We start from the raw sequence: 12147 nt of genomic DNA on the forward strand, positions 1-12147 counted from the left end.
CGATGACGTTCTTTCGCCTGGGCGCCGCCGCGTCCGCCGCGTCCGCTACCGTTTTGCTCGCTTCGTGCAGCGGAATGAGCAGTTTCGATCCGAACTCCCTTGCCCAGTCGGGGCAGCTCGCCTCGCAGGCGCTGATGCTGAACGATAGCGATGTGCGCACGCTATCGGACAAGTCCTGCGCGCAGATGGACAAGGAGAACCAGATCGCGCCGGCGAACAGTCCGTACACGCAACGCCTCAACAAGATCGCCACGCAGCTTGGCAACAACATCAACGGCGTGCCGGTGAACTACAAGGTCTACATGACGAAGGACGTCAATGCCTGGGCCATGGCAAACGGCTGCGTGCGCGTCTACAGCGGTCTCATGGACCTGATGAACGACGACGAAGTGCGCGGCGTGGTCGGCCACGAGATGGGACACGTTGCGCTGGGCCACACGAAGCGCGCGATGCAGGTGGCATTCGCGACGTCGGCGGCGCGCTCGGTGGCGGCGTCGGGCTCGGGAATGATTGCCAGTCTTTCCGGATCGCAACTCGGCGATCTGACCGAGAAGTTCGTCAACGCGCAGTTTTCGCAGTCGCAGGAAAGCGCCGCCGACGATTACTCGTTCGATACGCAGAAGAAGAAGGGTTACAGCCCGGCCGGACTCGTGACGGCGTTTCAGAAGCTGGCGTCGATCGACGGCGGCAAGTCGAGCCTGCTTGCTTCGCATCCTTCTTCGCCGGCGCGGGCGAAGCATATTCAGGAACGGCTGGCGTCGGGAAAATGAGATCGGGCGGGGCCGATGCGATGCCATCGGCGATCACTTCGGAATCTTGATCAACACCCGATCATGCTCGAAGACCCAAACAAAAAGCCCCGCAAGTTTTTAACCTTGCGGGGCTTTTTTCCGCCATCACTGGCGGAGACGGAGGGATTCGAACCCTCGATCCAGGTTTTGGCCCAGATGCTCCCTTAGCAGGGGAGTGCCTTCGACCTCTCGGCCACGTCTCCCAAACTGTCCGTTACGCCGGGAGTGCAGCGCAACGAGATCGAGATAATAGCGTGTCTGCTCACGCCGGTCAAATTCGCATGATGATTTTTTTAAATCGCCATGCATGCCTCGGTGCTGCACCAGGAGGGCCCGCGAGCCTTCCACGCCTGTCATCCTCGCGCTTAAGCCCGATCCAGCTCGAACGCCTTGTGCAGCGCGCGCACGGCGAGTTCGGTGTATTTCTCGTCGATCAGCACCGAGATCTTGATCTCGGAAGTCGAGATCATCTGGATGTTGATGCCCTCTTCCGACAGCGTGCGGAACATCGTGCTCGCGATGCCCACGTGCGAACGCATGCCGACGCCGACCACCGACACCTTCGACACCTTCGGGTCGCCCAGCACGGTTTCCGCCTGCACGTGCCCCTTGACCTGGCCGTTTAGGATCTCGAGGGCGCGCGCGTAGTCGCCTCGGCCGACGGTGAACGTGAAGTCGGTCTTGCCGTTCACGCTCTGGTTCTGGATGATCATGTCGATGTCGATGTTCGCATCGGCGACCGGGCCCAGGATCTGATACGCGACGCCCGGCTTGTCGGGCACGCCCATGACCGCGATGCGCGCTTCGTCGCGCTGGAACGCGATGCCGGAGATGACTGCTTTTTCCATATTCTCGTCTTCTTCAAAAGTGATCAGGGTGCCGGAGTGCATCTCGGTGTCGAGCGGCATCAGCGGATCGGTCAGGCTGGAGAGCACGCGCGTCTTCACCTGATACTTGCCGGCGAATTCCACCGAGCGGATCTGCAGCACCTTCGAGCCGAGGCTCGCCATCTCCAGCATTTCCTCAAAGGTCACGCGGTCGAGCCGGCGCGCCTCTTCGACCACGCGCGGGTCGGTTGTGTACACGCCGTCGACGTCGGTATAGATCAGGCACTCGTCGGCTTTCATCGCGGCTGCGATCGCCACCGCCGACGTATCCGAACCGCCGCGGCCGAGCGTCGCGATATGGCCTTCGGGATCGACGCCCTGGAAACCGGTGATGACGACAACCTTGCCGGCATCGAGATCCTTGAGCACGCGCTCGCCGTCGATTTCGCTGATGCGCGCTTTCGTGAACGCGCTGTCGGTTCGGATCGGCACTTGCCAGCCGGCATAGCTCACGGCTTCGAGGCCTTCGGCATGCAGCGCGATGGCGAGGAGCCCGACGCTCACCTGTTCGCCGGTGGAGGCAATCATGTCGAGTTCGCGCGGGTCCGGGTCCGCCTTGATGTCTCGCGCGAGACCGAGCAGGCGATTGGTTTCGCCGGACATCGCCGAGGGCACGACGACCATCTTGTGGCCGGCCCGATGCCATTTCGCGACGCGCTTGGCGACGTTCTTGATGCGCTCGACCGAGCCCATCGAAGTGCCGCCGTATTTGTGTACGATGAGTGCCATTGTCGTTCTTGAACTGAAGGGAAAACCGCGCTTCACGCGCCAACGCGAGAGCGCTCGATACGCGCGCCACGGTGCTTCGCGAGACTTCGGAGGATGGTGAAGCCGGCTCGATGCGGAGGGCGCTGCCGCCTGCCCGCCAACTCGACTGGATCAGGTTGCGATCAGGAGCGGCGCGCACGGGTGCGTGGTTGCGGACGAATTCGGGTCTTTTGAACGGCGTTGCCGCGCAAAACACGCTGGGCGAAAACGAGTTACCGTACCCGATCGAGGCTGAAATTACAAGGCGCAGCGGCGGCGCGGACGGTTTTACCGGTTGCGGCGCGTCGCGCTCACGCGAGCAGCAGATCCGCCCGCCAGGAGATGCGCCGCAGCGGCCCGTGCGCCGCGGCCGGCGCCGCCTCGCGATTCACGCCGAGGTGCGGCACATACAACAGCGCCTCGCCGATGAACAGCAGCGGCACGTCGCGCTTCCAGGCCGGCACACCGCGCTCCTGAAACAGGTTCTTGAGCGTGCGGCCCGGCGCTTCGGCCGCCACGCGCATGCGCTCGCCGCCCGCCCGCGAGCGCGCGACGAGCGGCGCGGCGCGCAGCACGCCCTCGCCCACTACGTCGCCATCGGGTGCGGTCACGGGTTCGAATACGAACGAGCCACGCCATTGCGGCAGGCGCCAGACTTCCTCGCCCTGCCATTGCCATTCCACTGGGCTTCTCGGTGCGCTGGCGCCCGCGTCGAGATCGGGTGCATCGTCGCTGTCGCCCGTTTCCCAGAACAGCGCGTTGCGATACGCGCGCAAGCAATGACCCGCGTGATCGACCCGCAGCGCATGACCATCGCGCGCGACGGCGGTATCGCGCAGCTGACGCAGCATGTCGGCGATACGCGCCGTCGATGCCGCCTGCAATCCGCACGCGCGGATCCAGTGACGCAGCAGATTGATCGCGCGTTCGGGATCGAGCGCGAGCAAGGCGTCGAGCCTGAGCGCATCCGGCTCGCCGTCATGCCCGGCCTGCGCGAGATCGATGCGCGCCAGTTGATCCAGCAGGCGCTGCGCGGACGCCGCATGCGACGCCGTGCGCGCGAGTGCATCGCGAAAGCCCGGAAAATGCACCGCCAGCACCGGCAACACGTCGTGCCGCAACGCGTTGCGGGCGTAGCGCGTGTCGGCATTGGATTCGTCGTCGATCCAGCTCAGGTCGCGCTCGTGCGCATACTGTTCGAGCTGCGCGCGCAACAGCCGCAGCAGCGGCCGCAGACGCGCAACGGCGCCGTCCGCGTGCTGCGGCGCCATCGCCGCGAGACCCGCGACGCCTGCGCCTCGCAGCAATTGCAGCAGCACGGTCTCGGCCTGATCGTCGGCGTGATGGGCGATCAGCAGCGCAGCCGCGCCGTACTCGTCGCACAAAGCGTCCAGCGCGCGATAACGGGCGTCACGCGCCGCCGCTTCCAGGCTTTCGCCACCCGCGCGCGCGATCTCGACCCGACGCGCCGCATAGCTCACGCCGAGCGACGCCGCGAAGCGCTCGCAATGCGCGTCCCATGCGTCGGCGTTCAGGCTCAGTCCGTGATGCACATGGAACGCGACAACCCGCGCCGCGCCGAAGCAACGCACGGCGGCATCGAGAAGCACGGTGGAATCGAGCCCGCCGCTGAGCGCGACGGCAAGAACAGAATGCGCGGGAAGTGCCGCGTCCGCGACCGCCGCGCGCACCGCCTCGAGGACGAGGCGGCCGGCGGGCGTGTCACGATCGGAGGTCACGATGGTTTCGTGAGTGAGGAATGAAAAGCGCTGTGGAAGGATGCCTCGGGCCGCTTACGCGCCCGGGATCGATTCCTTGAACTTGCCGTAAGCCATCAGCTTGTCGAAGCGGCGATCGCGCAGTTCGGTCGCGCTCATGCCCTGGAACTGACGCAGCGAGTCGGCGAGTCCGCGGCGCAGCAGCGCGGCCATGCCCTTCGGATCGCGATGCGCGCCGCCGAGCGGCTCGTTGATGATCTTGTCGATCAGACCGAGCGCCTTCAGCCGATGCGCAGTCAGACCGAGCGCCTCGGCCGCTTCCGGCGCCTTGGCCGCGCTCTTCCAGAGGATCGACGCGCAGCCTTCCGGCGAGATCACCGAATAGGTGGAGAACTGCAGCATCATGACGACGTCCGCGACAGCGACGGCGAGCGCCCCGCCCGAACCGCCTTCGCCAATGATCGTCGTGATGATCGGCGTCTTGAGCTCGGCCATCACATACAGATTGCGCCCGATGGCTTCCGACTGCCCGCGCTCTTCCGCGCCGATGCCCGGATACGCGCCCGGCGTATCGACGAAGGTGAAGATGGGCAGATTGAACTTCTCGGCCGTGCGCATCAGGCGCACGGCCTTGCGATAGCCTTCCGGACGCGGCATGCCGAAGTTGCGCAGCGCGCGTTCCTTCGTGTCGCGGCCCTTCTGATGGCCGATCACCATGCACGGCTGGCCATTGAAACGCGCGAAGCCGCCGACGATCGCGAGGTCGTCCGCGAAGGAGCGGTCGCCATGCAGTTCGTGGAAGTCGGTGAACAGCTCGCTGACATAGTCCAGCGTGTAAGGACGCTGCGGATGACGCGCGATTTGCGACACCTGCCAGGGCGACAGGTTCTGGTAGAGATCCTTCGTAAGCTGCTGGCTCTTTTTCGACAGCCGCTCGATTTCTTCCGAAATATCGACAGCGGAATCGTCCTGAACGAAGCGGAGTTCTTCGATCTTCGCTTCGAGTTCAGCGATCGGCTGCTCGAAATCCAGAAACGTGGTCTTCATGTGTTCGAGTCCTGGGAAACATCGGGCAGCGCGTATTCTAACCGCGTCCGTCCCTCTAAAATTCGCGCGCGAACTATCGATTATAAAGCAACGATAGTCCGCCCTTGCGCGCCTGCCACGCGCGCCCCTGCGCGCGTCCTTCCTTGAGTCGTAACTTGAGTCCGGTCTAGTGATCGGCCGGGATCGGATTGAGGCTGCGCCACATGTACCAGGTCGCGACCGTGCGCCACGGCTCCCAGTTGGCCGCCACTTCGCGCGCCTCGCTGCGCGTGACCGGTTCGCCGCTGAAATAGTTGACGCTGATCGCCTGGATCAGGCCGAGGTCGTCGAGCGGCAGCACGTCCGGGCGCGACAGGTTGAAGATCAGGAACATCTCCGCCGTCCAGCGGCCGATGCCGCGAATCTGCGTGAGTTCGGCGATCACGGCTTCGTCGTCCATCGAGGTCCACGCGTCGACGTGCAGCGCGCCGTTCTCGAAATGCTGCGCGAGATCGAGAATGTATTCGGCCTTGCGCCGCGACAGTCCGCACGCCTGCAACTTGTCGTGGCCGAGCCGGATGAAGCGCGCGGGATGAATCTCCGGACATGCGGTCTTCACGCGTTCCCAGATGGCCTGCGCGGCTTTGGTCGAGATCTGCTGGCCCGCGACGGAACGTGCGAGCGTCGAGAACGGATCGCCCAGATTCACGAGATGAATCTCGCCGAACTTCGGGATCAGCTTCTTGAGAATGCGGTCGCGCTTCATCAGGTCCGCACACGCGCGATCCCAGTAATCGGGACGCACGGCTTCGCGCGTGAGACCGCCGATCTGTACCGGCTTCGCCGCGTCGGCGGTGACGACGTGCGACTTGCGGATGATCTCGCCCTCGCGCGTGTCCGGCACGAGCGCTTGCGCGTGCGCGTCGTCCGCGGCGCGGCCGTTGGCCTTCGTGGCGCGCGCGTTACCTGCCGCACCCGCGGTTCCATTCACACGCACGGGCGCAGCTTTCGCGGCGCGCGTCACGTCGATGGCCGGCTTGCCGCCGTCCGCGCGCTTGAGCGTGCTCTTGCGGCCGTTCACCGCGCCCGCGCCGTCGATCTTGCGCGTGTCCGTTGCAGCCTGACCTTCCACGTGTGTTTCCGTTCGCGCGACGCGCGTTCGCTTCGTTGCGCGCGACGCATCGCTAACAGACGCGGGTCGTTTGACCGGCGTCTTCCTGGCCGTTGCCATCGTGCCTCCTGCCTGGTGAGTCGATCAGAGGGTTTGAAGGTCCGCGTTCAGACGCGGCGCCATTCGGTCGACCCACCCGGTTTGTCTTCAAGGGCAATACCGGCTTCGAGCAATTCGGCACGAATCCGGTCTGCTTCGGCATAGTTCTTCGCCTGCTTGGCGGCGACGCGCCCGGCGATCTTCGCTTCGATCTCCTGCGGCGTCAGTCCCGGCGCCTCGTCCGTGCCGGCGGCCTGCTGCAGGAACACGCGCGGCTCGCGCACGAGCAGGCCGAGCACGCCGGCGAGACCCTTCAGCTGCCGTGCGGACGCCGGGTCGCGCGAGCGGTTCACCTGGCCCGCGAGATCGAACAGCACGGATACCGCCAGCGGCGTATTGAAATCATCGTTCATTGCTGACTGGAAACGCTGCGCGTTCGGCTCGTTCCAGTCAAGTGGCTGATTGTCCGGCTCGGCATCCTTCAACGCCGTGTACAGCCTCGTGAGTCCGTTGCGGGCGTCGTCGATGTGCACGTCGCTGTAGTTCAGCGGCGAACGATAGTGTGCCCGTGCAATAAAGAAACGCACCACTTCGGCATCGAATTTCTTCAGCACTTCGCGGATCGTGAAGAAGTTGCCGAGCGACTTCGACATCTTCTCGTTATCGATCTGCACATAGCCGTTGTGCATCCAGTAGTTCACGAAGGTCTGGCCGGTCGCGCCTTCGCTCTGCGCAATCTCGTTCTCGTGATGCGGAAACTGCAGGTCCTGTCCGCCGCCGTGGATGTCGAACTGGTCGCCGAGCAGCGTGCAGCCCATCGCCGAACATTCGATGTGCCAGCCCGGACGGCCGCGGCCCCAGCGCGAGTCCCAGCCGGAGTCGGCGGGCTCATCCGCCTTCGCCTGCTTCCACAGCACGAAGTCGAGCGGATCTTCCTTCGCATCGTTCGCGGCAACGCGCTCGCCGGCGCGCAGGTCCTCGATCGACTTGCCGGACAGCTTGCCGTAGTCGGCGAACTTGCGCACGGCGAAGTTCACGTCGCCGTCCTTCGCCTGGTAGGCATAGCCGTTCGACTGCAATGCATCGATCATGCCGAGCATCTGCGGGATGTAGTCGGTCGCGCGCGGCTCGAGGTCCGGACGCGCGACGCCGAGCGCCGCCGCGTCTTCATGCATGGCCTCGATGAAGCGATGCGTGAGCGCCTTGATGGGCTCGTTGTTCTCCACGGCGCGACGAATGATCTTGTCGTCGATGTCCGTGATGTTCTGCACATACGTGACCTTGTAGCCGAGCGCGCGCAGCCAGCGTTGCACGATGTCGAACACCACCATCACGCGCGCATGACCGATGTGACAGTAGTCATACACCGTCATTCCGCAGACATACATGCGCACCTCGCCGGCGCGAAGCGGCGTGAAGGTTTGCTTGTCACGGGCGAGCGTGTTGTAGATGCGCAGCGAGTTCATAGAAGGCAAAACGTAGAACGGAAATCACCGTGTGCCGGGTAACGCCAGGCAAAAGCGGCGTGCACGAGAGCGGCGTGGACGGGGAGCGGACGAGACCCACACGCGAGCGCGAACACGACGGTCATGCGACCTGGACGGACACGGCCACGAGTGGCAAAGGAAAGTCTGGACTCGGCGCCGCATGCATTGCTCGCGGGAACGAACCCGGAGACAAGGGGCAAGATGCGTGCGCGGGACGTGCAGACCTTTTGTTAGAATGGGTCGGAGTATAACACCGGGACTTGAGCCTATGAAAACCCCAGGCGGCCGGGCAGCGCGCCTTGCAAGGCGCGTTCCGGGCCGGGCGCCAAGCCCGCTCGAAGCACCCGCCGAAGGGATTGTTTCAGACTCCGTCACGGTCCGTGCGCCGAAGCCGCCGGCGTTTTTCTTGCCGCACGCTTTCGCCGCTTTCCGGCATCCTTCGCAGCATCATTCATTGAATCGATCCCAAGTGACTCATCGCTCAGCGCGCATGGCTTCGCCACTCTCCCGCGGGCTCCTGCCCGGGACCCTCAGTGCATTCGCGGCGCGCTCGCTCGCCGTGGCCGCGCTCTGCATCGGCGTCTCGACCGCCGCGTTCGCGCAGACTTCGCCCGCCACGCGCGACGATACGCCGCAAATCGACTCGGCCATTGCGAACAAGGACTGGAACGCGGCGCTTACGCAACTCGATGCGCGCATCGCGAGCCATCCGCGCGACGTTCAGGCGAAGTTCAAGCGCGCCACCGTGCTCGCCCGCCTGAACCGCGACGACGACGCCATCGCCGCGTTCACCGAGCTCACGCAGGCCTATCCCGAACTGCCGGAGCCGTACAACAACCTGGCCGCGCTCTACGCGAAGAAAGGCCGCTATGACGACGCGCGCGTCGCGCTCGAAACAGCGGTGAAGGCGAACCCCGGCTATGCGCTCGCCTACGACAATCTCGGCGACCTGTACCTGCGGCTCGCGAGCGAGTCGTACAAGCGCGCGCAGACGCTCGGCTCGAAGAGCCCGCTCACGGCCCGGCGCATCGCGGCCATCCAGAACATCTATACGCCGCCGGCGCGCAAGCGCGGGGCGGAGGCCGCGGCGGCATCGGGCGCCTCGGGGGCCGCGGCCGCGCGCGGCACGGCGGACGAATGGGCGCCGGCTTCAGGAACGGCATCGGGGACGACATCAGGGAGCAGCCCGACCTCGACCATGCCCTCGCCCGACGATTACTCGCCCTTCGGCGGCCCGAGCAGCCCGCTGCCGAGCACGCCCTACATCGCGCCGAACGCGCAGCCTTGAGCACGCAGCCTTCACGCAACACTGAGCACACGACGCTGGACACGCGCCGGTTCGGCATCCGGCGCGGCGCGCACGGTAAGCTGTCGCCTCGCGGCGCTGACCACGCGCTTGCGGCTTGATTCCGGCGCGCTTGTTTTGCAAACCGGTTGCCGCGGCTGACGCATTGCATTCACCACACGAGGATCGATCCTTCATGAAATTCCTGATGCTGGCGCTTTCCGGCGCTGCCCTGATCGCGAGCGCGCCGTCGTTCGCCCAGCCCAACGCACAGGCGGCGCACCCCACCGTGCTCCTCAAGACCACGCAAGGCGACATCAAGGTCGAGCTGTATCCCGAAAAGGCGCCGAAGACCGTGGCGAACTTTCTGAGCTACGTGAAGTCCGGTCAATACAGCGGCACGATCTTTCATCGCGTGATTCCGGGCTTCATGATCCAGGGCGGCGGCTTCAGCACGAGTTTTGCTGAGAAGCCCACGCGCGCGCCGATCCCGCTCGAAAGCAAGAACGGCCTGAAGAACCTGACGGGCACCCTCGCGATGGCGCGCACCAGCGACCCGAATTCGGCCACGGCCCAGTTCTTCATCAATACGGTCGATAATGCGGGTCTCGACTATCCGAGCCCCGACGGCAACGGCTATGCCGTGTTCGGCAAGGTCGTCGCCGGGATGGATGTCGTGAAGAAGATCGAAGGAAGTCCGACCACCACGCGCGGCCCGATGCAGGACGTGCCGCAGAAGCCGGTCGTGATCGAATCGGCCAGCGTGGTCTCGCCGTAAGCTGCAACGCCCTTCGCGCTCGTGGCGCCATCGTGCTTCAGGCCGCGCCACGGCCCCCATCAACATACTGGAACACTGGAGAACACAATCATGGTCGAACTGCATACGAACCACGGCGTCATCAAGATCGAACTGGACGCTGAAAAGGCGCCGAAGTCGGTGGAAAACTTCCTCAACTACGTGAAGAAGGGACACTACGACAACACCGTGTTCCACCGCGTGATCGACGGCTTCATGATTCAGGGCGGCGGTTTCGAGCCGGGCATGAAGCAGAAGCCCACCGACGCGCCGATCACCAACGAAGCCAACAACGGCCTCGCGAACGACAACTACACGGTCGCGATGGCCCGCACGAATGATCCGCATTCGGCCACCGCGCAGTTCTTCATCAACGTGAAGGACAACGACTTCCTGAACCACTCGTCGCCGACGCCGCAAGGCTGGGGCTACACCGTGTTCGGCCGCGTGGTCGAGGGCATGGACGTGGTCGACAAGATCAAGAAGGTGAAGACCGGCTCGAAGGGTTTCCATCAGGACGTGCCGGCGGACGACGTGGTGATCGAGAAGGCCGTGGTGGTCTGATCGCGGTCACTGCATGATCGCTACGAACGCGTCATTCGATCGCGGCGCAGCGGGTGCGGCGAAACAGCCGCGCCCGCTGTTTTTCATTTCCGACCTGCACTTGAGCGAGGCGCTGCCGAACACGGTCACGGCGTTCGAGCATTTCGTCGAGGTCACCGCGAACGAGGCGGATTCCGTCTTCATTCTCGGCGACCTGTTCGAATTCTGGATCGGCGACGATATCCTCGATGCGCCCTCGTCCCACCCGCGCGCCGCCTTCGCGCGCCGCATGACGCGCCTGATGCATACGCTGTCGGAACGCGGCATCGGTCTGTATGTGATGCACGGCAACCGCGATTTCCTGCTCGGGCCGCGCTTCATGAAGGACGCAGGCGCCATGCTGCTGCCCGAGCCGTTCGTCATCACCGGCTTCGGCAAGCGCATCGTGCTCGCGCACGGCGACGGGCTCTGCACGGCCGATCGCGGTTACCAGGCCTTCCGTGCGCTCGCGCGCAACCGCATCGCGCAACGGCTGTTTCTCGCGTTGCCGCTCGACACGCGCATGGGCATCGGCCAACGCATGCGCACGAAGAGCACGCAGCGCGAAGGCGGCCGCATGGCGGGCGCCGCGCCCAAGTACGATGTCACGAGAAAGGCCGTGTCCGAGCTCTTCATCGCGAGCCATACGCATACGCTGATTCACGGGCACACGCACCGGCCCGCGATGCATCGTGAAGTCGAAGGCGTGCGCTGGGTGTTGCCGGATTGGGAACTCGATGTCGCGGCGCCGCGCGGCGGCTATCTGCGTCTGGACGAACAGGGCCTGCGCGCGTTGCCGCTGTGAAGGGTCAGCGCGCGGCGTCCGCCGTGTGTACGGCGGCGGCGTTGGTCTTGCCGTCCATCGACGTACACAGGCGCTTGAGGTCGATGAGCGTCGCGCCGTCCGCCGGATTCAACGCCTCCATGCGCGCGCCGAGCCGCTCCAGCGCCGCGACGATCTCGTCGATGCGCTGGGTCTGCGTCGAGGCGTGATCGATCAGGCCGTGGATGGCGAGCGACATGGGATCGTCGGCGTTCGGCGTGATGCCGTAGGCGCAGAAGCCGCTGCGCGCCGGCGCTTCGGCCGGTTTCCCGCCGACCGCAGGCATCACGATGCGCGCCGGATTGCCGACCGCCGTGCCGCCTGCCGGCACCGGCTTCACCACCACGGCATTCGAGCCGATCTTGGCCTCCGCGCCCACCGTGAAGCCGCCGAGCACCTTCGCCCCCGCCCCGACGATCACGCCGCGTTCGAGTGTCGGATGGCGCTTCGCGCCGCGTGTGAGCGAAGTGCCGCCCAGCGTCACGCCTTGATAGATCGTGCAATCGTCGCCGATCTCGGCGGTTTCGCCGATCACGACGCCCATGCCGTGATCGATGAACACGCGCCGGCCGAGCGTCGCGCCCGGATGGATCTCGATACCGGTGAGAAAGCGCGCGACCTGCGACACGAAGCGTGCGAGCCAGCGCCACTGTCCGCGCCAGCATGCATGCGCGAACCGATGCAGCACGATGGCGTGCAGCCCCGGATAGCAGGTGGCGACTTCCCACGCGCTGCGGGCGGCGGGATCGCGCTCGCGGATGGCGGCGATGTCTTCGCGAAGTCGGTCGAACATGG

The 12147-nt window shown here is 65.1% G+C and carries 11 protein-coding genes and 1 tRNA gene; 5 read left to right on the forward strand and 7 right to left on the reverse strand.

Going from position 1 to position 12147, the window contains the following annotated elements; genetic code table 11:
* Positions 1-2: 2 nt before the first annotated feature.
* A complete protein-coding gene (locus QCE63_RS10150) occupies positions 3-770 on the forward strand; it encodes a M48 family metallopeptidase (protein ID WP_309832658.1) in 768 nt (255 codons plus the stop codon).
* A 130-nt stretch (positions 771-900) separates the two neighbouring features.
* On the opposite strand, the gene QCE63_RS10155 is transcribed toward QCE63_RS10150, so the two are convergent.
* The 6 genes from QCE63_RS10155 to cysS all read right to left on the reverse strand — a co-directional run bounded on the left by QCE63_RS10155 (position 901) and on the right by cysS (position 7845).
* Positions 901-994, reverse strand: a tRNA-Ser gene (locus QCE63_RS10155).
* Between the two features lie 162 nt (positions 995-1156).
* A complete protein-coding gene (locus QCE63_RS10160; protein WP_309808778.1) occupies positions 1157-2407 on the reverse strand; it encodes an aspartate kinase in 1251 nt (416 codons plus the stop codon).
* Between the two features lie 329 nt (positions 2408-2736).
* Positions 2737-4164, reverse strand: a complete 1428-nt coding sequence (gene tilS / locus QCE63_RS10165; protein WP_309832660.1) for a tRNA lysidine(34) synthetase TilS — start codon at positions 4162-4164, stop codon at positions 2737-2739.
* Between the two features lie 54 nt (positions 4165-4218).
* Complete coding sequence (locus QCE63_RS10170) at positions 4219-5190, reverse strand: acetyl-CoA carboxylase carboxyltransferase subunit alpha (RefSeq protein WP_309832661.1); 972 nt, start codon at positions 5188-5190, stop codon at positions 4219-4221.
* A 166-nt stretch (positions 5191-5356) separates the two neighbouring features.
* The gene (locus QCE63_RS10175) at positions 5357-6400 is read right to left on the reverse strand and encodes a DNA-3-methyladenine glycosylase (RefSeq protein ID WP_309832662.1); all 1044 of its coding nucleotides are present in this window, start codon (positions 6398-6400) and stop codon (positions 5357-5359) included.
* Between the two features lie 47 nt (positions 6401-6447).
* On the reverse strand, positions 6448-7845 hold the full coding sequence (cysS, locus tag QCE63_RS10180) for a cysteine--tRNA ligase (protein ID WP_309832663.1): 1398 nt from the start codon (positions 7843-7845) through the stop codon (positions 6448-6450).
* A 511-nt stretch (positions 7846-8356) separates the two neighbouring features.
* Here cysS and QCE63_RS10185 point away from each other — a divergent pair.
* From QCE63_RS10185 to QCE63_RS10200, 4 genes are all read left to right on the forward strand, one after another.
* On the forward strand, positions 8357-9154 hold the full coding sequence (locus tag QCE63_RS10185; RefSeq protein WP_309832664.1) for a tetratricopeptide repeat protein: 798 nt from the start codon (positions 8357-8359) through the stop codon (positions 9152-9154).
* A gap of 193 nt (positions 9155-9347) precedes the next feature.
* The gene (locus QCE63_RS10190; RefSeq protein WP_309832665.1) at positions 9348-9929 is read left to right on the forward strand and encodes a peptidylprolyl isomerase; all 582 of its coding nucleotides are present in this window, start codon (positions 9348-9350) and stop codon (positions 9927-9929) included.
* Positions 9930-10019: 90 nt separating this feature from the next.
* Positions 10020-10511, forward strand: a complete 492-nt coding sequence (locus QCE63_RS10195) for a peptidylprolyl isomerase (protein ID WP_309832666.1) — start codon at positions 10020-10022, stop codon at positions 10509-10511.
* 13 nt (positions 10512-10524) lie between these two features.
* The gene (locus QCE63_RS10200; RefSeq protein ID WP_309832667.1) at positions 10525-11334 is read left to right on the forward strand and encodes a UDP-2,3-diacylglucosamine diphosphatase; all 810 of its coding nucleotides are present in this window, start codon (positions 10525-10527) and stop codon (positions 11332-11334) included.
* Between the two features lie 4 nt (positions 11335-11338).
* Here QCE63_RS10200 and cysE read toward each other — a convergent pair whose 3' ends face one another.
* Positions 11339-12145 carry a serine O-acetyltransferase gene (gene cysE / locus QCE63_RS10205; protein ID WP_309832668.1) on the reverse strand — a complete coding sequence of 269 codons (807 nt, stop codon included), beginning with the start codon at positions 12143-12145 and terminating at the stop codon, positions 11339-11341.
* Positions 12146-12147: the final 2 nt, after the last annotated feature.

This window comes from Caballeronia sp. LZ065, from assembly GCF_031450975.1.
Lineage (GTDB): Bacteria > Pseudomonadota > Gammaproteobacteria > Burkholderiales > Burkholderiaceae > Caballeronia.